Annotated in this window: 23 protein-coding genes and 2 pseudogenes; 14 read left to right on the top strand and 11 right to left on the bottom strand. The window is 63.0% G+C overall.

Going from position 1 to position 24,045, the window contains the following annotated elements; genetic code table 11:
- Window positions 1–142: 142 nt before the first annotated feature.
- Entirely contained in the window at window positions 143–2,716 is a 2,574-nt protein-coding gene (locus tag BL8807_RS10700) for a sensor histidine kinase (protein WP_072726761.1), read from the bottom strand.
- A 202-nt stretch (window positions 2,717–2,918) separates the two neighbouring features.
- Here BL8807_RS10700 and BL8807_RS12215 point away from each other — a divergent pair.
- The 6 genes and pseudogenes from BL8807_RS12215 to BL8807_RS10675 form a co-directional block, all read left to right on the top strand.
- Window positions 2,919–3,635 (top strand): annotated as a pseudogene (locus BL8807_RS12215) (alpha/beta fold hydrolase); the annotation flags it as partial.
- A gap of 84 nt (window positions 3,636–3,719) precedes the next feature.
- A pseudogene (locus BL8807_RS12210) lies at window positions 3,720–4,376 on the top strand (proline iminopeptidase); the annotation flags it as partial.
- 11 nt (window positions 4,377–4,387) lie between these two features.
- On the top strand, window positions 4,388–5,176 hold the full coding sequence (proC, locus tag BL8807_RS10690) for a pyrroline-5-carboxylate reductase (protein ID WP_072726759.1): 789 nt from the start codon (window positions 4,388–4,390) through the stop codon (window positions 5,174–5,176).
- A 104-nt stretch (window positions 5,177–5,280) separates the two neighbouring features.
- Window positions 5,281–6,375, top strand: a complete 1,095-nt coding sequence (gene ychF / locus BL8807_RS10685; protein WP_072726758.1) for a redox-regulated ATPase YchF — start codon at window positions 5,281–5,283, stop codon at window positions 6,373–6,375.
- Between the two features lie 161 nt (window positions 6,376–6,536).
- Window positions 6,537–7,352 (top strand): LysR family transcriptional regulator, encoded by an 816-nt coding sequence (locus BL8807_RS10680; RefSeq protein ID WP_072726757.1) that lies wholly within the window; start codon window positions 6,537–6,539, stop codon window positions 7,350–7,352.
- Between the two features lie 163 nt (window positions 7,353–7,515).
- On the top strand, window positions 7,516–8,586 hold the full coding sequence (locus BL8807_RS10675) for a YeiH family protein (protein WP_072726756.1): 1,071 nt from the start codon (window positions 7,516–7,518) through the stop codon (window positions 8,584–8,586).
- A gap of 291 nt (window positions 8,587–8,877) precedes the next feature.
- On the opposite strand, the gene BL8807_RS12130 is transcribed toward BL8807_RS10675, so the two are convergent.
- Together BL8807_RS12130 and BL8807_RS12125 are read right to left on the bottom strand one after the other, a co-directional pair.
- Window positions 8,878–9,003 carry a hypothetical protein gene (locus BL8807_RS12130; RefSeq protein WP_264298315.1) on the bottom strand — a complete coding sequence of 42 codons (126 nt, stop codon included), beginning with the start codon at window positions 9,001–9,003 and terminating at the stop codon, window positions 8,878–8,880.
- Window positions 9,004–9,068: 65 nt separating this feature from the next.
- A complete protein-coding gene (locus BL8807_RS12125) occupies window positions 9,069–9,191 on the bottom strand; it encodes a hypothetical protein (RefSeq protein ID WP_264298314.1) in 123 nt (40 codons plus the stop codon).
- Window positions 9,192–9,369: 178 nt separating this feature from the next.
- Between BL8807_RS12125 and BL8807_RS10670 the strand changes: the two genes are divergently transcribed.
- Both BL8807_RS10670 and BL8807_RS10665 read left to right on the top strand, forming a co-directional pair.
- Entirely contained in the window at window positions 9,370–10,116 is a 747-nt protein-coding gene (locus BL8807_RS10670; protein WP_072726755.1) for an AraC family transcriptional regulator, read from the top strand.
- Window positions 10,117–10,422: 306 nt separating this feature from the next.
- Window positions 10,423–11,250: a histidine phosphatase family protein gene (locus tag BL8807_RS10665; RefSeq protein WP_072726754.1), complete on the top strand. Its 828-nt coding sequence runs from the start codon at window positions 10,423–10,425 to the stop codon at window positions 11,248–11,250.
- A 225-nt stretch (window positions 11,251–11,475) separates the two neighbouring features.
- Here BL8807_RS10665 and BL8807_RS10660 read toward each other — a convergent pair whose 3' ends face one another.
- From BL8807_RS10660 to BL8807_RS10640, 5 genes are all read right to left on the bottom strand, one after another.
- The gene (locus tag BL8807_RS10660; RefSeq protein WP_072726753.1) at window positions 11,476–12,417 is read right to left on the bottom strand and encodes an NAD(P)H-binding protein; all 942 of its coding nucleotides are present in this window, start codon (window positions 12,415–12,417) and stop codon (window positions 11,476–11,478) included.
- A 203-nt stretch (window positions 12,418–12,620) separates the two neighbouring features.
- On the bottom strand, window positions 12,621–12,986 hold the full coding sequence (locus BL8807_RS10655) for a YccF domain-containing protein (RefSeq protein ID WP_072726752.1): 366 nt from the start codon (window positions 12,984–12,986) through the stop codon (window positions 12,621–12,623).
- Between the two features lie 230 nt (window positions 12,987–13,216).
- Window positions 13,217–14,350, bottom strand: a complete 1,134-nt coding sequence (locus tag BL8807_RS10650) for a 5-methyltetrahydropteroyltriglutamate--homocysteine S-methyltransferase (protein ID WP_072726751.1) — start codon at window positions 14,348–14,350, stop codon at window positions 13,217–13,219.
- Between the two features lie 151 nt (window positions 14,351–14,501).
- On the bottom strand, window positions 14,502–15,491 hold the full coding sequence (locus BL8807_RS10645; RefSeq protein WP_072726750.1) for a zinc-binding alcohol dehydrogenase family protein: 990 nt from the start codon (window positions 15,489–15,491) through the stop codon (window positions 14,502–14,504).
- A complete protein-coding gene (locus BL8807_RS10640; RefSeq protein ID WP_072726795.1) occupies window positions 15,491–16,057 on the bottom strand; it encodes a PadR family transcriptional regulator in 567 nt (188 codons plus the stop codon). The genes BL8807_RS10645 and BL8807_RS10640 overlap by 1 nt, the downstream gene beginning before the upstream one ends.
- 155 nt (window positions 16,058–16,212) lie before the next feature.
- On the opposite strand from BL8807_RS10640, the gene BL8807_RS10635 reads away from it, so the two are divergent.
- From BL8807_RS10635 to BL8807_RS10615, 5 genes are all read left to right on the top strand, one after another.
- Window positions 16,213–16,956, top strand: a complete 744-nt coding sequence (locus BL8807_RS10635) for an ABC transporter ATP-binding protein (RefSeq protein WP_226847373.1) — start codon at window positions 16,213–16,215, stop codon at window positions 16,954–16,956.
- Window position 16,957: 1 nt separating this feature from the next.
- Complete coding sequence (locus tag BL8807_RS10630) at window positions 16,958–17,614, top strand: ABC transporter permease (RefSeq protein ID WP_072726749.1); 657 nt, start codon at window positions 16,958–16,960, stop codon at window positions 17,612–17,614.
- Window positions 17,611–18,276, top strand: coding sequence for an ABC transporter permease (locus BL8807_RS10625; RefSeq protein WP_072726748.1), 666 nt, complete (start codon window positions 17,611–17,613; stop codon window positions 18,274–18,276). The genes BL8807_RS10630 and BL8807_RS10625 overlap by 4 nt, the downstream gene beginning before the upstream one ends.
- 60 nt (window positions 18,277–18,336) lie before the next feature.
- A complete protein-coding gene (locus BL8807_RS10620) occupies window positions 18,337–19,266 on the top strand; it encodes an ABC transporter substrate-binding protein (protein ID WP_072726747.1) in 930 nt (309 codons plus the stop codon).
- Between the two features lie 167 nt (window positions 19,267–19,433).
- Window positions 19,434–20,723 (top strand): uracil-xanthine permease family protein, encoded by a 1,290-nt coding sequence (locus BL8807_RS10615; protein ID WP_072726746.1) that lies wholly within the window; start codon window positions 19,434–19,436, stop codon window positions 20,721–20,723.
- A gap of 82 nt (window positions 20,724–20,805) precedes the next feature.
- Here the strand turns inward: BL8807_RS10615 and hxlB are convergent, their stop codons facing one another.
- The 3 genes from hxlB to BL8807_RS10600 form a co-directional block, all read right to left on the bottom strand.
- Complete coding sequence (hxlB, locus tag BL8807_RS10610) at window positions 20,806–21,372, bottom strand: 6-phospho-3-hexuloisomerase (RefSeq protein ID WP_072726745.1); 567 nt, start codon at window positions 21,370–21,372, stop codon at window positions 20,806–20,808.
- A gap of 34 nt (window positions 21,373–21,406) precedes the next feature.
- Complete coding sequence (locus BL8807_RS10605) at window positions 21,407–22,117, bottom strand: beta/alpha barrel domain-containing protein (protein WP_072726744.1); 711 nt, start codon at window positions 22,115–22,117, stop codon at window positions 21,407–21,409.
- Window positions 22,118–22,221: 104 nt separating this feature from the next.
- A complete protein-coding gene (locus BL8807_RS10600; protein WP_226847372.1) occupies window positions 22,222–22,980 on the bottom strand; it encodes a DeoR/GlpR family DNA-binding transcription regulator in 759 nt (252 codons plus the stop codon).
- Between the two features lie 305 nt (window positions 22,981–23,285).
- On the opposite strand from BL8807_RS10600, the gene BL8807_RS10595 reads away from it, so the two are divergent.
- Window positions 23,286–23,972, top strand: coding sequence for a D-lyxose/D-mannose family sugar isomerase (locus BL8807_RS10595; protein WP_072726743.1), 687 nt, complete (start codon window positions 23,286–23,288; stop codon window positions 23,970–23,972).
- Window positions 23,973–24,045 lie beyond the last annotated feature (73 nt).

Genomic DNA, 24,045 nt, shown 5'->3' with positions numbered 1-24,045 from the left:
CGAATCGGCCGGCGACGCACCGGCGGAACATACCCTGATTTTTCCCTGAGCGGCCATGCGTCGCATCATCCGTGACGCATCGTTCGACGGCCGTCGTGCTCCTCGGAGCGCGCATAGTTCCGTTCCCCGGCCATCGTATGGCTCAAGCCGATTGGGTGGAATGGCCCGCGTTCGGTTCCTCTTCTGCGATGCCGCGCAGCTGCTCGTCCAACGAGGCCGCGGGCGTCAGCTGCAATTCGGGATTCTCCGCCTCGGCCGTATGCGCCTCGTCGCTGAATCCGGTCTCGCGCAGCAGCTGGCGCATGCGGGCCAACGCCTCGCGTCCCTGATGTCCGATCGCCTCGAAGGCCGCCGTGATCGCCTCGCTGGACGGCTCCTCGCCGCGTGCGGCCGCCTCGTCCAGCATCGCCAGACCCGCTTCGGCCCGCGCGCTCACACTGGTGAGGGTGGCCGTCACCTCGGTCTGGATGTTCGCGCTGATGCGGTCGCGTTCCATATTCGCCGCCAGCACACGCTGCTTGGCCCGTTCGGCGTGCAACGCCTCTTCACGCGCCTGTAGCACCAGCGCGTTCGAACCGCGCGAACGAGACCACAGCGCGCCGGCGATCGTGGCCGCGCAGCACAGCATCACGATCATCATGTACATCACCGGCATCAAACGCTGGTAGGAGGTCATGCCGGCGAGCAGTTCACGCTGCCCCGTCGCCAGCCGGTAGAGCGCATACGCCAACGAGAAGTCGCCGTGAGCCTCCGAGTCGGAGAAGATGGGCGCCGTGGTCGACCAGACCTTCGCGCCGAACAGCAGGGAGACGATCGCCGAGATGACCGCATATCGCTTCCATGTGTGCCTGCGCTCGTACAGCACCGCGGAATACAGGGCCACCAAAGCGAATATGTTGGTGAACATCACCGTCGGCAGGAAGATCAGTTGGAACGCCGATACGGCGGCCACGACCAACGCCACGGCGTCGGGGAATCGACGGCGGAACATCAGCGGCAGGATGGTGCCGCCGGTGACGAACCACACGTATGCCGTCGAACCGTAGTCAGACCAGTTCGTGCCCAACAGGACGGACGAGGTGAACGATGTGATCGACAGCAATCCCAATCCCAGCAGCGTGCCGAACACGTCCATGGCCAGATAGTGGCGTTCCGTCCACTGCGACAGCCGTTCGATCCAATTGAAGCGTTCGCCGTGGAGTGAGTCGGGCTGGTCGATCGGCTCGCTCCGCAAGACCTGGGCCGCCGCGGAAAGGGGCAGAGGGATGGGGAGAGGATCCCTCGACTGCGTTTCACTCCGCTCGGGATGACGGGACGAAAAGGCGTTCGGAGTCGTTTCGACGGCGGTCGGGGATGCCTCAGTCGAAGCCGGGGATGTTTCGGATTCGACCGGAGCGTAGGGGAGGAAGGCGGTGACCTCGAAACCGCGGGAGTCGGGACGTGGGCCGGCCGCCACCGAACCGCCGGCCGCCTCGACGCGTTCGCGCATGCCGACCAGACCATACCCGGGCTGATGACCGTCCTCGCTCGCCGTCGCTCCTCGTCCATCGTCCAGCACCTGCAAGGTCACGCCGTTGGCCTCCCAATGCTCGACGACGTCGACCCGCACGCGGGCGCGCGGCGACGTTCCGACCGCAGGCGCAAGCGCGTACTTGCGCACATTGGTCAGCGCCTCCTGCACCAAACGGTACGCGGCCATGCTCGCATCCTCACTGAGACGCTGAGGCGTGGGGACGCCGACGATATGACGCTCCAGCGTCCAGTCGTCGCCCGCCGCCGTCCGTGATTGGTCGATAAGGGACTCGATGTCGCCGTAGCCGGCGCTCGCCGACCAGCCGAACACGGTGAGCAGCCGGCGCATATCACCCAACGCGCGTTGCGACTCGTGACGGATCGTCTCCATCGTGCTGCGGGCGACCTCCGGATCATGCGCGTCCGCATACCGACCGCCATCCGACTGGATGATGATGATCGACAGCGTGTGCGCCACTACATCATGCATATCGCGGGCGATGCGCGCACGTTCCGCCAACGCGGCGATATGCTGCTCCTCCTGCTCACTGGCCCGCAACGCCTGCTCGCGCTCGCGCATCAGCCGCAGCGTGTACAGGCGGGCGCGCTGCCAATAGGCGAGCACAATCACCGAAACCACGCACAACGTGATCGCCACACCGAAACCGATAATCTCTCTGGCCACCGTGCTGGCGCAATCAGCGGTCATCTCGAACGCGCCCGTCGAAGAGCGGCACACGCGAGCGGACGGAACCGGAGGCGACATGAACAACGGTCCCGCGTCAAGCGAGAAGCCGATCACAACGGAGGCGATCACGCTCATCACCGCCGCCACCACAAGAAAATCGCGCGTGTGCTTCGGATCGCCGTACACAATCACCGAATACAACATCACCAGCGCGGAGTAGTCACCCAACACCAGACTCGGGCCGAACACCAGCTGCAGCAGCGCCAGCACGACGAACGCCAACGCGGAGGCCTGCGGCCAGCGTCGGCGAAACGCCAACGGCACCATGACGACAATCGTCCAGATCACGGAACTCGAAGGCGATTGCTCGAATAGCGCGCCAACCCCATCTGTTGCCGAGGCGGTGGAGGCGACGAGGAACAGCATCATGGCCAGCGCGGTCAATGTGTCCATGAACAGCGGATTGTCCACCATCCACCGCCGCGCGCGCCGCCACCAAGCCATGCTGTTCGTCATGAGGTTCAGCCTAACGCCTCAGCCGCACCGCCCGCCATCCGCCTCGCGGACGATGCGACCGGGATGCGGTCAGGATGCGCGGCGACCGGACTAGTCGGCACTCCCCACGACGGGTCGCACGCGTGATGCGCACACGCCCGACGGATGGGCGCCCCGGCGCGTTGCGGCACGGTTTGTCGCGCGCAATGAGTGAGATAGAGGCATGACTTTGCTTACGAAATACTATGTGCCAGGACTGGCCATCGAAGACCACTCCATCGACGTGCCGCTCGACTGGGCCGGCAACGAGCCGGGCCGCGACATCAGCGGCGAAACCATCAAACTCTTCTACCGCGTCGTCACCGCGCCCGAACACGTGCATGACGACCTGCCGCTGCTCGTCTTCCTGCAAGGTGGCCCCGGTGGGGCCGGACCTCGCCCCCTAAGCTCCACTTCTGACGGATGGATTGGAGAGGCCTGCAAGCATTTCCGTGTGATCCTGCCCGATCAGCGTGGCACCGGACGCTCGAACCGCGTCGACACGCACACCATGGCCGCGCTCGCCGCCCGAGCCGACTCTCCGGCCGAGGCCGCCGCCGCACAGGCCGCGTATCTAAAGCATTTCCTCGCCGACTCAATCGTGCGCGATTTCGAACACCTGCGTCTGAGCGAATTCGACGGCCGTAAGTGGGTGACGCTCGGCCAAAGCTACGGCGGATTCCTCACGCTGACCACCCTTTCGCTGTTCCCGCACGGCGTGATCGCCAGCTTCACCACCGGAGGCATCCCGCACGTGCCCGCGGACGCGACCGAGGTGTACGAGCACACCTTCCCGCGCATGGTCGCGAAAACCACGCAATTCTACGAGCGCTACCCGCAGGACGCCGAACGCGCCGCCGCCATCGCCGACATGCTGCCCACCGCGGCCGAAGTCGCCGAACGGCTCGCCGCCGCCGGAATCTACGGTGAGGGGGCCGACTATTCCGCCGGCCTGCGACTGGGAGATATCGACCCGTCGATTCCACTGCTGCCCAACGGCGATCCGCTCACCGTGGAACGTTTCCAGACGCTCGGCTCCGACTTCGGTATGAAACCCGGTTTCGAACGCGTGCATTGGATTCTCGACGACGCCTTCCTCGCCGGAGACGGTTCGACCGTGGCCGGTGGCACGCTGAGCGACGAGTTCCTGGCCCATGTGATGGATGCCACCGGTTCTCGTCCGCTTTACTGGCCGCTGCAGGAGTTCATCTATGCGAACGGCGAGATGACCGCCCCTATCCGTTGGGCAGCCCAGCGCGTGCGCGACGGCCGGCCCGAGTTCGCGGCTGACCAACGTCCGCTGATGTTCACCGGCGAGACGATGTTCCCGTGGATGTTCGAGCAGGAACGCGCGTTGCGTCCATTCAAGCCCGCCATGGACCTGCTGATGGAGGACACAGGTTTCGGCGTGATCTACGATGCGGACCAGCTCGCCCGCAACGAGGTGCCGCTGCAGGCCGCCGTGTACTTCGACGACATGTATGTGGACTCCGGTATGCAGCTCGACACGTTGAGCCGCGTCGGCAATTCGTATTATTGGACCACGAACGAATTCGAACACGATGGGCTGCGCGCCGGCAACGTGTTCGAGAGGCTGTGGAACGAGGCGCTGAACCGCGGCGATTTGGAAGAGCTGTTCTAGAAAGGACCCTTATGGACATCACTGTTGGATTCATCGGATACGGCAATATGGCCCAGGCCATCGCCCAGGGCTGGGTGAACGCCGGCGTGGTGGAGGGCGGCAGAATCGTCGTCTGTGCCGCGCACTTCGACAAGTTGGAAGCCAACGCCGCCAAGCTCGGCGTGCGAGCGATGCGTTCAGCCGCCGAAGTGGTGGAGGCCGCCGACGTGGTCGTCGTGGCGATCAAGCCCTACCAGATCGAATCGGTGCTGAGGCCGCTTGCCGACGCGCTGAACATGCCGGGCAAAACCGTGGTGTCCATCGCGGCCGGATGGGATCTGGCGAAATACCAGGAGCTGTTGGGGGAGGACGCGCACGTGCAGTGCACGATACCGAACACGCCGATGGCCGTGGGCAAAGGCGTGCTCGTCACCGAAATCGCCAACACACTCACCGACGACGAGACGGCGGCCTTCGAAGCGCTGTTCTCTCCGATCAGCCTCATTGAACGCGTCGACACCGCGCATATGGGCATCGCCATGGTGGTGGCCGGCTGCGCGCCCGCATTCACCGACATGTACATGGAAGCATTGGGCGACGCCGGCGTGAAGTACGGGTTGCAGCGCGCCACCGCGTATCGTCTCGCCGCGAAGATGGTCGAAGGCGTGGGAGCCTTGTACCTCGACACCGAAACGCATCCCGGAGCCATGAAGGACGCGGTCTGCTCGCCGGGCGGCACCACCATCAAGGGCGTCGCATCGCTGGAGGAAAGCGCGTTCCGTGGGGCCGTTATCAAGGCTGTGGACGCCATCGTCGGCTGATTGGGTTTTAGCGTCATGCTGAGCGGAGTCGAAGCATCTTGAGATCCCTCGACTCCGCTGTGCTCCGCTCGGGATGACGGGACGGGTCGCTAAGCTAGGGAACCATGTCTCTTACCATCGGAATCGTCGGACTGCCGAACGTCGGCAAGTCCACCATGTTTAACGCATTGACCCGCAACAACGTGCTCGCGGAGAACTACCCGTTCGCGACCATCGAGCCCAACACCGGCATCGTGCCCCTGCCGGACGACCGTCTGCCGGTGCTCGCCAAGCTGGTGAACACGAGCAAGATCGTGCCCGCGACCGTCACCTTCGTGGACATCGCCGGCATCGTCAAGGGCGCCTCCGAGGGCGAGGGCCTGGGCAACAAGTTCCTCGCCAACATCCGCGAGGCCGACGCGATCTGCGAGGTCGTGCGCGCTTTCGAAAACGACGACATCGTGCATGTCAACGGCAAGGTCGATCCGGCCGACGACATCGAAACCATCAACACCGAGCTGATCCTCGCCGACCTGCAGACTATCGAGAACGCGCTGCCGAAGCTTGAGAAGGACCTGCGCGGCAAGAAGATCGAGCCATCCTATCTGGCTGCCGTGCAGAAAGCCAAGGAGATCCTCGAATCCGGGCGCACCATCGACGAGGCCGCCTCCGCGGGCGAAATCGACAAGGCCGACGTCTACGACCTGCATCTGATGACCGCCAAGCCGTTCATCTACGTGTTCAACGTGGACGACGACGAGCTGTCCAACGACGAACTCAAAGCGAAGCTCGCCGCCTCCGTGGCGCCGGCCAAGGCGATCTTCCTCAACGCCCAGTTCGAAGCCGATCTGACCGAACTCGACGAGGCGGACGCCCGCGAGATGCTCGCCGACGCGGGCCTTGAGGAATCCGGTCTCGACCAGCTGGCCCGCGTGGGCTTCGACATCCTCGGCCTGCAGACCTTCCTGACCGCGGGTGAGAAGGAGGTGCGCGCCTGGCAGATCCACAAGGGCTGGACCGCCCCGCAGGCCGCCGGCGTGATTCACACCGACTTCGAAAAGGGCTTCATCAAGGCCAATGTGGTGAGCTACGACGAGTTCGTCGCCGCCGAAGGCTCGATGGCTAAGATCAAGGAGGAAGGCAAGCTGCGCACCGAAGGCCGCGACTACGTCATGGCCGACGGCGACATCGTCGAATTCATGTTCAACGTCAGCAAGTAGCCGTTCCTTACCGCCTTGTGGAGGGCCGTCCGCAAGGTCTGGCGCGACATAACGGAGTCGAGGAGTCCCTTGGATGATTCGGCTCCGTTTTGCATATGAAGACGTTCCTTCGCGAATGCGGTCCGAGGCGTGGTGGGCGGCGCGCATGGAATACTGGTGGCATGTTTGATTTGTTGCAGACGCTGATCGCGGTGTATGAGACCGGCCAATTCACGATGGCCGCCGACGAGCTGAAGGTCTCGCAATCCACGGTGTCGTCGCGCATCGCGCAATTGGAACGGCTGGTGGGCGCGTCTCTGTTCGACCGACATGCGAAAAGCGACGTGACCCCCACCGAGGCGGGGCGTCTGCTCTACGAAAGCGCCGTGGGTATCTGCGGGTCATGGCGCGATGTGCGTGACGCCATCGCCCGCAACCAATCCGCGCACGAGCCTTTCACCATGCTGTTCTCCCATACCACCGCAGGCGTGCTGCTTCCACGGGCTTTGGCCGCCGTCGCCGACAGTCTCGACCGTTTTGACGTTTCGGCCCGTGCCCAGAACTCGGATACGATTTTGGAGCAGGTCGGTTTGAAATCCGCGCAGCTCGGCGTGGTGGAAAAGCCAATCATCAACGATTCCGTCAATCGCGTGACCCTGTGCGAGGATCAGCTGGTGCTGGCGGGGGATCCGGATGGCGTATGGCTGATGCGCGAGCATGGTTCCGGCGTGCGCTACTACACCGATCTGTACTGCAAATCCGTGGGATTGGTACCAAGACGGGTGATCGAGGTCTCCAGCAACGCGGCGATCGCCGCCTCGCTGGCCAGGGGAGTCGGGCAATCCGTGATTTCGAAGGCCTGCGTGCCCCACGGCATCGCCATCCGTGATCTCGGTCCGGAATTCGCCCGGCGCTTCTACGCGCTGGTGCCGCGTTCCGGATTGACCCGCACGCAACGCGAGCTTGTCGATCAGGTGGTTGACGCGTTGCGGCGGTGATCGCATCGGCAGGGAGAGACTGGTTGTGCCGTATGATGCGGCCTCGCATTGAGACGGCACCGCCGATGGATTCCGACTGTTGAATGTGTTATCGACAAAGTCGATGATACATATCGTGATGTTCTATTTGACCGATGACAACCATATGAGTTGAATAGGCAGCATGAGAGAATTCTGCACGAAATGGTGGAAGCGCATCGCGACCACCGATATGCTGTTCATCGCCATCCTGACGCTGATCGCGTCCTTCATCGGCTCCTGGCTCAAACAATTTCCGGGCTTTTCGCTGTTCGGCGCGCTGATCATCGCCTTGCTCATCGGTATGGTGATCCAGTTCCCGATCCGCTCCTTCTATGTGGGTTCCAATGACGACCGCAGGGCCGGCGTCAAGGACGCGGCCGGACTGATCTCCAACAAGCTGCTGCGCCTGGGCATCATCCTGCTCGGCTTCAAGCTCAACCTGGAGGTGCTGTTCACCCAAGGCATCAAATGCCTGCCGATCGCCGCGGTGATCGTGACGCTGGTGATCGTCGTCACCTATGCCATCGCCCGCGCGCTCAAGGTCAACCCGATGCTCGCCATCCTCACCGCCGGCGGCACCGGCATCTGCGGCGCCGCCGCCGTCATGGGTCTGTCTGGCTCCATCACAGTCTCCGAGGAGGAGGAAGAGGAGAAGGCCGATGACGAGGTCATGGCCGTCGCCACCGTCGCCATCATGGGCACCGTGTTCGCGCTGATCGAGATCGCGCTTTTCCCGCTGTTCGGCCTAACGCCCGCCCAGCAGGGCGTCGCGGCCGGCGCGACGCTGCACGAGATCGCGCATGCGGTCGCCGTCGGCGGCGCCTTCGGCGAAGAGGCGCTTAACATGGCCACCATCATGAAGCTCAGCCGCGTGCTCATGCTCGTGTTCGCCGCGATCATCATCGCCATCTGGTGGGATAGGAAGCACTCCACGGTCAAGCATGAAGGCAAGCGCAAGGTCGCTTTCCCGTACTTCATGCTCGGCTTCATCGCCGCGTCCGTGCTCGGTACCTACGTGCCGTTCCTGAGCGCGATCTCCGCCAATCTGGTCGACATCGCCTACATCGTGCTCGGCATGGCCATGGCAGCCCTCGGCATCAACGTGAATTTCAAGGCGATCGCGCAGAAGGGCGCCAAGGCGGTGCTCGCCAGCTTCATCGCCTCCGTGTTGCTCATGTTCTTCGGCGTGGGCATCGCGGTGCTGTTCTTCTGATATCAGAATATTGTGCACTCTGCCGCGCGAACCGTTCATCCGGTTCTCGCGGCAGTTGGCATTTGTGGGCTCCAGTTGGCACATGGTTCCAAACGTCAGGCGACGGGAATGGCTTCATGGCGTCGTGCCCGTTCGCGCGTACCGGCATCTGGGTGCCAACTGGGGCATTCGAGTGCCAACTCGTCGGCGATAGGCTACTGCGACAGAGGTCGTCGTTGAAAAACACTCGAAAATGACGGAGGCCCCGTCCGAATCATCGGACGGGGCCTCCGTAAAGAATGAAGCCGTGGCTTACTTGCGCACGATGCCCTTGATGGCGTTCCAGGCGCTCACCGAGAGGGCGTAGTGGCCCAGGGACGGGTCGGAGGCGGCCAGCGGGGAGCGGAGGGCTTCGTTGATCAGGTTCTTGTTATCCATGGTTATGTCCTTTTCTTATCTAACGTTTTTTTTTAATTGATTATCGAGTCGGTATGCGGTGCGTCTTATTTGCGCACGATGCTCTTGACGGCGTTCCAGGAAGCCTGGGCCAGGGCGTAGGAGCCCAGCGAGGGATCCGTGGAAGCGAGGGGAGCGCGGAGCGCTTCGTTCATGATCTTGTTATCCATGATGGTTCCTTTCCTCACTTGTTGTGTTCCTTGTTCTGTTGACAATGATTACATTACGAGGGTTGAACGGGTTTCGCTAGCCATTTTCATCGCATTCTTGATATAATCATCGGGTAATCAGAGCAATTTACCTTTTGTTCACATGGTGTTGAGGTGATTATCAGGAAAGGAGACGCCTATGGCGGTTGTCGAAGAGGCGAAACTGCGGTATCTGGACTTCCTGAGCCGCGAGGACCGCGTGCGGCACCATCGTTACGTCGAGGAGATGAAGCAGTACGATCTGATGAGGTCGGGTGACGGCGCGGCCATCGCCGAAAGCGTGAAGCTCTGGGATTCCGGGCTGTACGGCCATGTCTGCGACGATCCGTTGCGCAATGCGAAATATCTGTTCGTCACCTCGATCACCCTCGCCACACGTTTCGCCATCGAAGGCGGCATGGACGAGGAGGACGCCTACAACGCGTCCGACCTGTACATTCAGGATGTGGATCGGTGCGAAAGCGTCGCCGAGGTACGCCGCATGCACACCGATATGATGACGTTCTTCACATGGGCGATGGCCGACCTGCAGAAGGTCGACGTGCATTCCAAGGCGGTCGCCGAATGCATGGACTACATCCACTACCACCTGCACGAGCGGATCACCGTGGCGATGCTCGCGAACCATGTGCATCTCAACCCCACGTATCTTTCCGAGCTGTTCTCCAAGGAGACCGGCACGTCGATCTCGCAGTACGTGACCGACCGGCGCATGGAAGCCGCGGCGAACATGCTCAGATACTCGCAGTACTCGCTGGGGGAGATCGCGCAGATCCTTGCCTACAGTTCGCAAAGCCACTTCAGCAAGGTGTTCAAGAAGCAAATGGGCGTCACTCCCGGCGAGTACCGCAAGGCCAACGCGCAGACCGGTATCTGGCCGGAATAAAGAGGATCGTGCTGAGATCCCTCGACTCCGCTCGGGATGACGATGGTGGGAGTGCCGTTCGGAGTGGCAAGCGTCCCTTCGTCATTCCGAGCGGAGTCGAGGAATCCGCATGCGCGACGTGCGCATCCGGGATGACATGATGGAGACGGCGCGGTGAATTCTTCGCGACGTCCCGTCCGCAATGCCGCCGTGCCCGTGTGATTTGAGATACGGTGGATTCCAGCATCGAATAGAAATGCGGCACGCACGCAAGCCGATACGGTAGAGGACGCGCGCTGCGACTAGAAAGAACGCGAGGACGCATCAATGGGCATGCCACTGGACCTGTATGTCATCCGCCACGGCCAATCCGAGGCGAACGTGATCGTGCAGGCGGGGGAGCAGGGCGACAATTCCCTGTTCACCCAAGACAATGTGACCGTTCCTGATCGTTCATGGCGGCTCACCGCCATCGGCCGCAAGCAGGCGGACTGCATCGGCCGTTGGCTGGTGGCGCAGCAGCAGCTGTTCGACCGGTATCTGGTGTCGCCTTATGTGCGCACGCGCGAGACGGCCGCCACGATGGCGCTGCCGAAAGCCAAATGGGAGGAAACCCGCGTGCTGCGCGAGCGCTCATGGGGCGAGATCAACACCATCACCAAGGACGAGTTCCGCGAGAACTACGGGCGCAACTGGATGTTCAAAGCCACCGATCCGCTGTACTGGCGTCCGCCGGCGGGCGAGTCCATCGCCGACGTGGCCGAGGACCGCGTGCACAATCTGCTCACCGCGCTCAACCGCAAATCCGACGCGGAATCCGTGGTGATGGTGAGCCACGGCGACTTCATGCTTGCGCTGATGCTCACTCTGGAGGACCTTTCCGACGAGGAGTTCATGCGCCGCGCGGACGCCCCCGAATGGGCGATCACCAACTGCACCTGCCTGCACTATTCGCGCCGCGATCCCATGACGGGCCGCACGCACAAACGTCTGCGCTGGGAGCAGACCGCGCGTCCCGTGCTCGATCGAGAGACCGGCCGTTGGGAGGTCAAGGTCGAGCCGTGGCGCGAATTCCAGCGCCCGTACCTATCCAACGGCGATTTGGTGGATGTGGTCCACGCCGTCGACCCCCATCTGGAGGAATACGCCCGCTAGACGACATGACGGCGGTGGTGTGTGAGCGATGCATGCCGTGCTGGAACCGGCGTCAGGCTGAACATGGGTGAGACATCAGGTATCGGCATGATGTGGCCGGCACCGTAACGGCGTCGGCGAGATTCTCACTGTTTTCGTCCGAAACGATGCCATGCTTCGGCGGAATCATCTGCCGGGACATGACATCGTTTCGATGGGATAGTTGTCGGTAGGGCGTGGCCGCCATTAAGCGTCTTTGGAGTGGCGGTCGCCGATTTGGAATTCGTCCGCATGCTCGAACATGTACTTCACGGTGATTGGATCATCTCCGGTGAGTTTCTTGAAGTCGTCTGTGAACACGTCCATTTTGCCTTCGCGAATGGCCTGCGCGAAGGTGACCATGCCGTCGGATGAGAACGGGGCCTCGGAGCCTTCCTGGAACACCCCATCCGTGGTGCGCGGCACGCCCATCGCGTCAAACACCTGATAGTTCTCTTCGTCGGTGATCTTCTGGTAGACCACATGGTTGCCGGTCGCGGTGTTGCCTATCTCGATGAACTGGGCGATGGTCATCAGTTCGGGGCCGTTGATGTTCTCGATGGCGTGATGCAAATCGGAATCGCACAGCGCGTAGGCTACGGCCTTGGCGCAGTCCTTGCGCGAGATGTAAGCCATCAGTCCGTCGCCTTGACTGTTTTTGAGCACGCCGTCGGTGTGCACATAGGTGAAGTAGTTGGTGATCATGGCCTCGGCATACTGCGAGTTGCGCAGGAAGATGTAGTCGAGGCCGGCCTCCTGGATGTGCTGCTCCGTCCAGGCATGGTCCTTTTTCTCAACGCTTGGATTCGTGGGATCGGCGGCGTTGACCAGCGAGGTGTACACGATTTTGGTCACTCCCGCGGCCTTTGCCGCGTCGATGGCGTTGCCGTGGGCCCGTTGACGCTTGACGCCTACGAACGGCATCGACACCAAGGCCATGACGTCGCCGCCTTCGAACACCTTCTCAAGCCCTTCCCTCACATTGAAATCGGCGACGCGCGTTTCGACGCCGAGCGCCGCGTACCGTTCGAGGGAGTCCGGATTGTATCCGGTGAAAATAAGCTGTTCGGGCTTTGCGATCTCAAGCAGATAGTCGGCGGCCTGGCCTCCAAGATTGCCATCAACGCCCGTGAGAATGAGTTTGCCCATGAGAATCCTCCTTGATTGAGACGGTAAAGACAGGCCGATTATACAGCGAGAGAATAAAGACCTGCTGATAGCGGGCTTTTCATATTCTGGGAGAACGGTCGCCCGCCATCAATCGATGCGCGAAATCGGCGATGGGACATCCGATGAGATCGGCCAAGCAAGCGCAAGCGTCACAGGAGGCGACGGTGCGTGTCGTCTCCATCTCACAGATTGCGGATTTCGGCGCCGAACGGCCAGAGGGCCAGCTTCGCCATCTTGAACGACTGGATGCCGAACGGAATGCCGATGATGGTGACGCAGTTCGCCGCACCGGCGATCACATAGCCGATGGCCATCCACAATCCCACCAGCACCACCCATACGATGTTGGCCAGCGTGGAGCCCACGCCGCCGCCATACGCCACCGTCTTGCCGAACGGGGTGAGCGTCAGCGCCGCCATCTTGAAGGCCTGCAAACCCAGCGGGATGCCGACGATGGTGACGCATAGCACCAGAGCGACCACCGCCCATCCGAACGCGATCGCCAAACCGCCGAGGACCAGCCACAGGATATTGCCCAAAAGTCTCATGCACCCCAGCGTAACGGGACTGTGGGATTGGCGCTGTCAGCTGACAACTGAGCCATCGCGGTGGGCTTGGTGTCGGTATGGTTGATGCTCCAGCCTTCGGGATGCATCATTCGTCGTGTCGGGCGAAGCCGCATCATCATTCCAAACGCGGAAACGGAGCCGGTGAATCCCCGGCATGCATGCTTTGGGATTCACCGACTCCGTTTCCGCGTTTCCGGCCGTGGACGGAATCAGTCTTCGGACCAGACCTCGGCGGCGACGGACCGCACGAGGGCGATTTTGGCCCACTGCTGCTCCTCGGTGAGCTTGTTGCCCTCCTCCGTGGAGGCGAAACCGCACTGCGTGGACAGGCACAGGCGCTCCAGCGGCACGTACCGCGCGGCCTCGGCGATGCGCTCCTTGATCACGTCGGCGTCCTCAAGCTCGGGCTTCTTCGAGGTGACCAGACCCAGCACCACGGTCTTGTCGTCGGCGACGTGCCTGAGCGGTTCGAAACCGCCTGAGCGCGCGTCGTCGAACTCCAGATAGAAGGCCGTCACGTTCTCATCCGCGAACAGGTACGGCGCGATCGGATCATAGCCGCCTTCGAACGCGTAGGTGGAGTGGTAGTTGCCGCGGCACACATGCGTGGTGACGACCAGATCCTCGGGGCTTCCGGCGATGGCGGCGTTGTTGAGCTCCACGCCCAAGCGGCTCACCTGCTCGATATCCACGGCGCTCATGCCGGTTTTGGCCACGAAATCGGTGTCGCAGTAGATGCCCCATGTGCAGTCGTCGAACTGCACGTTGCGGCAGCCGGCGGCATACAGGTCGGCCAGCACCTGCCGGTAGGCGGCGGCGACGTCGGCCTTGAGCGCCTCGTCGTCCGGATAGACGGCGCGCAGGGACTCCACCTGCCCTTCGGCGCGGTCGAGCGTGATCTCCGAATACAGCTGGATCGGCGCGGGAATCGTCTGGCGGGCCACCTGGCCGTCGTCCTCAAGCGCCTTGACGAACTTGAAATGTTCGACGAAGGGGTGGTTTTCGCCGCCGATCCTGCCGGTCACCACGGCGGTGTCGGCGCGCGTCTCCTCGTCATGGAACATGTAGCCCTGCAAGGCGGAGCGGCGCTCCACACCCTGCAGTCCCCACATGAAATCGAGATGCCAGTAGCTGCGGCGGAACTCGCCGTCGGTGATGACCTTGAGTCCGGCGGCCTTCTGCTTGGCGACCAGATCGGCGATCGCGCGGTCCTCGACCTCCTTGAGCGCGGCGGCGTCGATCCTGCCGGCCTCGAAGTCCACGCGGGCGTCCTTGAGCTCGGCGGGGCGCAGATAGCTGCCGACCACGTCGGCGCGGAACGGGGCGTTCTTCGCATACGTCATGGGTGGGTGTTCCTTTCATGGGGCATCGGTGTCGGATGCGGGGTCCCGGGCATCGCCCGGCAAAACCATTCCACGATACTTGGATGGTGGCCGCAAGTGTCGGCGTTGTCCGCATGCCGGCGCGTCGGACGCGTCGAATCGTAAGGATGCGTCACATGCCGGTGGTCACGACGATCTTCCCTCGGGCGCCGCCCTCCTCCATCAAACGGTGCGCGTCCTGAATATGGTCGATGTCGAACACCGCCCCGATGGGGATGTTCGCCCGCCCCGCCGAGACATCATCCAAAAACGACTGCAGCACGTCGGCGGGAAGGTCGCAGGCCTCGCCGGAATACGCCGTCAGGCGCACGCCTTGCGGCAGGAAGTCGATGGGATAGAAGTCTGGAATCGTCCATTGGTTCGACAGCATGCCCGTGAAACATACGGTGCCGTGCATGCGCACGCAGCGGCAGGTGTCCCTCAGTGTGGGGGCGCCGACCAGCTCGATCGCCCCATCCACTCCGCCGGCCTCGGCGAGAGACGGCATCGCGCGCACCTGAGCGGCGATGTCTCCGTCGTCGACCAACACGATGTCCGCCCCCGCTTCGCGCATCACGTCGGCATGGGAGGGGGAGCGTGTGGTCGACAGCACGGTCAGCCCCATGCGTTTGGCGAGCACCGTGGCCGCCAGTCCCACCGACGAGGTGCCTCCGCGGATGAGCAGCGTGTCGCCGGCATGGGCGTCGACGCCGACGGTGAGGCTTCCGTAGGCGGTTTGCAGCATCTCGGGAACCGCTCCCAGCCGTTCCCATTCCAAGGTGGATTGGAACGGGATGATCTGCGAGACGGGCACGCAGACGTATTGCGCGTAACCTCCATCGAACACGCGCCCCATGCCGCCCATCATGGTCGCCACCTGTTGACCTTCGCGGAACGTGCCGGTGGGGTCGAGATCGATGACGCCGGTCGCCTCGATGCCGAGAATCCGCGGGAACGTGATGGCGTCTCCGGACAGTCCTTGTCTGGTGAACAGTTCCGACCGGTTGACGCCGAAAGCCTTCACCCGGATGCGTGCCCAGCCGGAACGCGGTTGCGGCATGGGCACGTCGCATACGTGCAGATGTTCGACGGGACCGGGCTCGTGCAATACCACCGCTTTCATCACGCATCCGCCTCCGTCTCGTCCGATGCGGCGGACGCGTCCGACGGTTTTCCGTCATCGAGCATGGAGTGCAGCCATTCGATCTGCGCGTTGCGGAACGCGGCCGCCGACACGAACACTCCTCTGCGGTAAGGGTCACTGATCGCCTTGGATTGAATCGGTCGGTCGCCCTGATAGAAGAAGCTCGCCGGCTGCTCGAGGAAATCCAACCGTCGGCGCAGCACCGCCCGCCGTTCCTCCTCATCGGGCAGTTCGGAGAGGAACGAAAGCACCACGTTGAAATGGTTGAGGTCCGTGATGGTCAGCCCGTCGGCCTCGCGCAGCATCTGTTCGAGGCGTTCGCGTCCCGCGTCGGTGAGGGTGAGCATCTTGCGCTGGGTGACGCCCGATCCGGGGACGGTGCGCTCCGTGAGCAGCCCCTTGTCGGTGAGGCGGTGGATGGCGGGATAGATGGTGCCATAGCTGATCGGCCGCGCATAGCCCATAAGCTGGTCCATCTTCTTGCGGAGTTCATAGCCGTGAAGGGGTCCCTCCGCAAGGAACCCCAGAATCATGAGTTCGATCATGCAGCCATAATACACCGAATCGAGATATATCGAATCGAGACACACCGATATTGACATATTACGAATCGATATATAAAGTTGCGGAGCATCAGCACGCGGAGCGTGTGGCCACGGCCCTACGTTCCGCGACCAATCGCAAGTCATAGGGGGGAACGGTGAGCATCGTTTTCGAACATGCGGGGAAAACCTATTCCGATGGCACTCAGGCGGTCGGCGATGTCAGTCTGACGGTCGACGACGGCGAGCTGCTTGTTCTGGTGGGATCGTCGGGATCAGGCAAAACCACCCTGCTGCGCATGGTCAATCGCATGGTGGATCCCACGGCGGGCCGTGTGCTCGTCGACGGCGCCGACGTGGCCGAAGCCGATCCGGTGCGGCTGCGTCGCTCCATCGGCTATGTGATCCAAGGCGGCGGTCTGCTGCCCCACCGCACCGTGGTGGACAACATCGCCACCGTTCCGCGTCTCAACGGCGTCGGTCGGCGTGAGGCGCGGGCGAAGGCTTTGGGATTGATGGAACATGTGGGATTGGACCCGGCCCTGGCCGGACGATATCCCGTTCAACTGTCCGGCGGCCAGCAGCAGCGCGTCGGCGTGGCGAGGGCGTTGGCCTGCGAGTCGTCGATCCTGCTGATGGACGAGCCTTTCTCCGCGGTCGATCCCATGGTGCGCCGCGAGCTGCAGAACGAGGTCAAGCGGCTGCACGCCGAGCTCGGCGTCACGGTGCTGTTCGTCACCCACGACATCAACGAGGCGCTGTTCCTCGCCGACCGCGTGGCCGTGCTGTCCGAAGGCGGCGTGGTCGAGCAGGTGGCCGACCCGCGGGAGCTGCTGGAGCATCCGGCCAACGACACCGTGCGAGCCTTCATCGAGGCGAGCCGGCCGAGAGTGGAGCGTTGAAATGGTCTGGTTCATGAACAACGCCGCCGACATCATGGGATATGCCTGGGCGCATGTCTGGCTGAGCGCGCTGCCCATCGTCGTGGGGCTGATCGTCGCGGTGCCGTTGGGATGGGCGGCGAACGCGCTCGGCCGCCTGCGCGGCGTGGTGCTCGCGCTCGTCGGCGTGTTGTACGCGATCCCCTCGCTGCCGCTGCTTATGGTGCTGCCCTCGCTGTTGGGCACACGTATCCTCGATCCGCTGAACATCGAGGTGGCGTTGGCGATGTACGCGGTGGCGCTGATGACACGGTACGCGGCGGATGCCTTCGCGTCGGTCGATCCCCAGCTGGTCACCTCGGCCACCGCCGTGGGATTCGGCAGGTTGGGTAGGTTCTTCGCGGTGGAATCGCCTCAGGCCGGCCCGGTGCTGCTCGCCGGCATGCGTGTGGTCGCCGTGAGCACGGTGAGCCTGGTGACCGTGGGATCGCTGATCGGCGTGAACTCGTTGGGATTCCTCTTTGTGGAGGGGTATCAGCGCGGATACGCCACCGAGATTCTTGTGGGCGGTGTCGGCACCGTGCTAATCGCCCTCGTCTTCGACAGGCTGCTGGTGTGGGGCGGGGCCATGGCCATGCCATGGACGCGAGTGGGAAGGAAAGAGGTGGATATCCGATGAACGACGCCTATGCGAACGTGCTGCGATGGATGGCCGATCCCGCCAATTGGCAGGGTTCGACCGGCATCCTCTCGCGCACCGGCATCTATCTCGCCTATTGCGCGGTCACGCTGCTGGCCACCATGGCCATCGCCATACCGGTCGGACTGTATGTGGGGCACACCGGCAGATTCCGCGAGCTTGTGGTTCCGTTCACCGGCGCTTTGCGCGCGCTGCCCACGTTGGGACTACTGTGCGTGCTGTCGCTGTGGATGGGCCTGGGATTGGGGGCTCCCATGGTCTCGTTGGTGTTGCTGGCCATTCCTCCGGTGCTGGCCGGAACGTATTCCGGCATCGCTTCGGTCGACCGCTCCGTGGTCGAGGCGTCGCGCGCCGTCGGATTCAGCGAGTGGGGGATACTCACGCAAGTGGAGATCCCCATCGCCTTGCCGTTGATCGTCTCGGGAATCCGGTCCGCCGCGGTGCAGATCGTCGCCACATGGACGGTGGCCGCCTACCTGCCGATCGAAGGGCTCGGCCGCTATCTCATCGACGGCCTCGCCGTGCAGGACTACACCCAGATGCTCGCCGGCTCGCTCATCATCATCGTGATCGAGCTGCTCGTCGACGGGCTGTTCGCCGCCGCGCAGAAGCTCTCGGCCGTCGCGTCGCACGTCTCATAGGGCGGGCGGCGGTCGCGCCGACGCCCGTCCACGTCCAAGTTTTTCAGGAAAGGAAAGAATATGACCATCGGAAACATCACCAGAACATTCGCGATCACCGGCGTGGCCGCGCTGCTTGTCGGCGCGCTGGCCGCGTGCGGAGGATCCGACCCCTTCGCCGACGGCGCGTCGCAGGAGGGGAATGCGGCCGACGCTCTGGTCGTCGGATCGGCGAACTTCGCGGAAAGCGAGATCCTCGCCAACATCTACGCGCAGGCGTTGAACGACAACGGCATCGAGGCGAGCGTCAAAGCCAACATCGGATCTCGGGACGTGTATCTGGCCGCGCTCGAGGACGGATCCATCGATATGGTCCCCGAATACACGGGCAACCTCCTGCAATACTATGACGCCGACAGCGCCGCGGTGACCGCCGACGAGGTCTACGAGGAACTGCCGGCCGCGTTGCCGGACGGCATGACGGTGCTCGACAAAGCCGAGGCCCAGGACTCCGACAGCTTCGCCGTGACCCGTGAGACCAGCGAGGCCAACGGCATCACATCCATCGGAGACCTCGCCAAACTGGGCGACGACCTTGAAGTGGCCGCGCCTCCGGAATTCTCCACGCGTCCCTACGGCATCGAAGGATTGAGGACCAAGTACCGGCTCGGCGTCACTTTGGTGCCGATCAACGACGGCGGCGGGCAGAACACCGCCAAGGCGCTGGCTGACGGCGAGGTGCAGTTCGCGCGTTTCGACTCCACCTCGCCGCTGATCGCCGAGAACGATTTCGTGCTGCTCGACGATCCCGAGCATATGATCGTCGCGCAGAACGTGGTGCCGCTGGCCGCCTCGGACGCGCTGGACGACGAAGCCAAGGCGGTGATCAACGCCGTCCAGGCCGCGCTGACCACCGAAGACCTGCAGGAGATGAACGCCTCCAGCACGCTCGACAAGGAGTCCGCGGCCGATATCGCCAAGGCCTGGCTGGCGGACAAACAACTGTTCTGACCGTCCGGCGACGGGCATGTAACCGGCGGGTGACGCACGAGGACGATGGGGCGATTACAATAACCAAGGAATATGCGGGCGGCCCCACGCGCGGGTCGGAGGCGGCGAGCCGGAACCGGGCCGCGCAGGGTGGCGCCCGCACCCATACAAGAAGTGAGGAGACTCCATTGTCCAACCTGTTCTCCTGGGCGCTGCACGGCGACGGCAAGACGCTCAAGCCGGGCGAGGTCGTCGAACCCGACGAGCGCCTGACCTGGGGCCGCACCATCGGCATCGGCGCGCAGCATGTGATCGCCATGTTCGGCGCGACCTTCCTCGTGCCGATCCTGACCGGCTTCGATCCGTCGACCACGCTGTTCTTCACGGCCATGTCGACCGCGCTGTTCCTGCTCATCAACAAGAACGTGCTGCCCAGCTACCTCGGCTCGTCGTTCGGCTTCATCGCCCCGATCACCGCCGTCACCACGGCGAACAAGGGCATCGCCGTGGCCAGCTTCGGCATCCTGGTCACCGGCCTGCTGCTCGCGCTCGTCGGCGTGCTCGTGCACTACGCCGGCGCCAAGTGGATCGACATCATCATGCCGCCGGTCGTCAACGGCGCCATCGTCGCCATCATCGGCTTCAACCTGGCCCCCAGCGTGTGGACCAACTTCCAGGCCGCGCCCGACACCGCGCTGGTGACCCTGCTGGCCGTGCTGCTCATCGCCGTGCTCTTCCGCGGACTGCTCGGACGACTCAACATCCTGCTCGGCGTGATCGTCGGCTACATCTACGCCTGCATCCGCGGCCAGGTCGACTTCTCCGCCATCGGCGAGGCCGACTGGATCGGTCTGCCGCAGTTCCACCTGCCGCAGGTCGACTTCTCGATCCTGCCCATGTTCATCCCCGTGGTGCTCGTGCTCGTCGCCGAGAACGTCGGCCACGTCAAGTCCGTGGCCCAGATGACCGGCCGCGACTACGACGGCCAGATGGGCACCGCCCTGTTCGCCGACGGCCTGGGCACCGCGATCGCCGGCTTCGGCGGCGGTTCCGGCACCACCACCTACGGCGAGAACATCGGCGTGATGGCCGCGACCAAGGTGTATTCGACCGCCGCCTACTGGTGCGCGGCCGGCTTCGCCCTGCTGCTGAGCCTGTGCCCGAAGTTCGGCGCGATCATCAACACGATCCCCTCCGGCGTGCTCGGCGGCGTGACCACGCTGCTCTACGGCATGATCGGCATGATCGGCGTGCGCATCTGGGTGGAGAACAAGGTCAACTTCGACAAGCCGATCAACGTGATGACCGCGGCCATCGTGATGATCATCGGCATCGCCGACTTCACCTTCGCCATCCAGGGCGTCTCCTTCAACGGCATCGCCCTCGGCACCATCGCCGTGCTCGTCGCCTACCACGGCCTCAAGGCCATCGGCAAGGCCACCGGCACCATCGACAAGGACGATCCCGACGTGAAGTGATCGGCCGTCCGTTTTACACGACGAAGCCCACGCCGCGCGTTCCAGCGGGCGTGGGCTTCGTCATGTCGGAGGCGGATTGGGGCTACTCGAGGTTCGCGTGGAACTCCCACAGCGAATCGAGATCGATGTGCCTCTCCCGTACCATGGACATGGCGATGGCGTCGCCGACCAACAGCAGCGACTGCTCGAACAGGCTGGTCATCGGCTGCTCGCTCGGCTTGGTGCCCGATCCCGGCTTGCCCGCGGCGGGCACATGCACGAACAGATCGGTGTACGGCGTCATCGGGCATTCCTCCACGATGCCGATGCGCGCCACCTTGGCACCGTACTGCTTTGCCTTGCCTGCGATGAACAGGGGAAAGCCGGTTTTTCCGGAGCCCGAGCCGACGATGAGCAGGTCCCGGTCGCAGATGGCCGGCTCGGTGATCTGTCCCACCATCACGGTGTCGATGCCCAGATGCGCGAGGCGCTTGGCGATGGCCTCCAAAGCCAGCTGCACGCGGCCCACGCCGACGAAGAACACCTTGCGCGCGTCGGTGATCATGCCGACCAGCTGGTCGATCTGGTTCTCATCGACGTTGGCGAGCACGTCGGACAGTTCGTTGACGATGATGCGTTCGCATTCGCGGAATGAGGTCGTTGCGGTCATGATATGCGTTCCTTTCTTGCGGTGGCGTGCGTTCTCAGCGGTTGTTGGCGGTTTTCTCGCCGGTGGCCTGCTCGTAGGCGTCCAGCGTCATTGCCCAGGCCTTGCGGATATCGGGGTCGCGTTTGAAGATGCCGGTGTTGCCGAGCACGAAGGTGTCCGCTCCGGCCTCGCGCATGGTTTTGAAGTTCTTCTCGTTGCACGAGCCGTCGATCTGGATCTCGTAGTTCAGTCCGTGTTCGTCGCGGAATCGCGCCAACTGTTCGATCTTGCGCAGGGTTTCGGGGATGAGCGGCTCGCCGCTGTATCCGATCTCCACGGTCATCACGGTGACGAGGTCCACGCGTTCCAGCAGCATCTCGCATTCGGCGAAGGAGGTCAGCGGGTTCACGGCGATTCCGGCGCCGCATCCGTTCTCGCGGATGATGCGCAGGGTGCGGAAGGCGTGCGCGCCGAGCGATTCGACGTGCGGGGTGAGCATGGTCGCGCCGGCGGCCACCAGCTGGTCGATCCAATGGTCGGGGTCGGTGACCATCATATGCACCTCGTTGCGCAGGGTGCTCAGGGGCAGGATCTGTTCGATCCAGGAGGTGCACAGGCCCATGCTGGGGGAGAAGTGCCCGTCCATGATGTCGACGTGGTAGGTGTCGGCCACGGTGTTGAGGTATTCGACCTGCGGGGCCGGGTTGCGGAAGTCGGAGCAGTACAGGGAGATGGCGAAATGGGGTTCGGGGAATGGGGCCGTCATTGGAGTTCCTTGTCTGGTAAAAGGGTGCGTTGGGCCAAGGGTGCGGCGGATCCGTGTCTCGCCCACCCCGGTCGGGTTGTGTTGTGGTGTGGTTGCGCGCCGAATTACTGCTGGGTGACGCGCACGGCGACGCCCATGGCGGTGAGCGCGTCCACGCAGTCGGGCGTGCCTTCCGTCACGATGACGTCCAGCGCATCGCATTCGGCGATGCGGTAGGTGGAGATGTGCCTGAATTTCTCCGGTGTGATGAGGCTCATGACCTTGGCGCCGGCCTTGATGATCACGCGCTTGGTCTCGGCCGACTCCATATACGGCGTGGTGATGCCGTGTTCGGGGTCGATGGATGAGACGCCGAGCAGCACCAGATCGCAGTGCAGCTGCTGCAGCACGGTGAGCGCCGCGGAGCCGATGGTCTCCTTGGACTTATGGTGCACGATGCCGGGCAGCATATTGACCTCGACATGGTCGTAGTCCGACAGCCACAGCGCCACGGCCGGACTGTTGGTGATCACCGTGCCCTCCCAATCCCGGGGGAACGCCTGCGCCGCCAGATAGTTCGTGGAGCCGCCGTCGATGAAGATCACGCGGTTTTCGCAGATTTCGCCCATCGCGGTCTGCGCGAGGCGCTTTTTGACGTCCACTCCGAGGTCGACGCGGTTCTCGAACCGGCTAAGTTCGGTGTCGGGTTTGATCGCTCCGCCGTGCACGCGCTGCACGGCGCCGATCTCGTCGAGCTCCTGCAGATCCTTGCGCAGGGTGGCCTCCGTCACGCCGAGCTCCTTGGCGTAGTCGGCGACGACGATGCGGCCGTTGGCTTCGAGGTACTTGAGGATCAGTTCCTGTCGTTCGGCCTTCATCATCATATGCCTCCTTTGGCTGGCGTCGCGGTGTTGCTGGGTTCATCATACCAAGAGATTTTCGTTTTTTATCGTTTATGGAGAAATATTCATTTCAAAACCTTTCGTTTTGTGTTGACAACTATCGTAACCTTGTGTTATAACTTTGTCAACAAGCAAAACGAAACAAATCGAAATCAAAACGAAATGGTTCGGAATGCTTGGCTGTCGCGCCGATACGGCGACGTGTTATGGCGCGGCACCGACCCCAATAACCGATAATGAAACAAAGACGTCAACGCCCGACGTTCGAATAAGAAAGGCACGCCACCATGAAGCGCTCCGAAATCAACGCCACCATCAAGCAGTTCGAAGAGTTGCTCGACAAGTACCACTTCCGCATTCCGCCGTATCTGAGCTTCACCCCCGAGGAGTGGGCCGGCAAGGACCATGAATGGGATGAGGTGCGCGACAACATGCTCGGCTGGGACATCACCGACTACGGCGAAGGCGACTTCGAACACAAGGGTCTGGCGCTCATCACATTGCGCAACGGCAATGTGAAGGACGACAAGTACACCAAGGTCTACGCCGAGAAGATCATGATGAGCATGCCCGGCCAGCTCTCCCCGATGCATTTCCACTGGAACAAGATGGAGGACATCATCGTGCGCGGCGGCGGCACCGCGGTGTTCCATCTGTACAACGCCGACCCCGAAACCGAGGAGCGTCTCGACACCCCGGTGCTGGTGTGCCGCGACGGCCGACGCTACTACGTGCCCGCCGGCGAGGACATCGAGCTCAACGAGGGCGAGTCGCTGACCTTCTACCCGTACACCTACCACGAGTACTACATCAAGGAGGACTCCGTGCCCACACTGGTGGGCGAGGTGTCGATGTGCAACGACGACAACATCGACAATCGTTTCTACGAGCCCGTCGGTCGCTTCCCCGAAATCGAGGAGGACGAGCCCGCCTACCGCCTGCTGTGCAACGAGTATCCCGCGGTCAAGGAATGACCCGGCCCGCAGCCTAAGCCATCGCGCACCCATCATCCGGCAAGGGGAGCGGCCGACGCATGACGCGCCGCTC

Origin of the sequence: Bifidobacterium lemurum (assembly GCF_014898175.1) — a bacterium.
Classification (GTDB): Bacteria; Actinomycetota; Actinomycetes; order Actinomycetales; family Bifidobacteriaceae; genus Bifidobacterium; species Bifidobacterium lemurum.
Note: the sequence above shows the minus strand (reverse complement) of the source record. Positions and strands in the feature narration are given on the sequence as shown.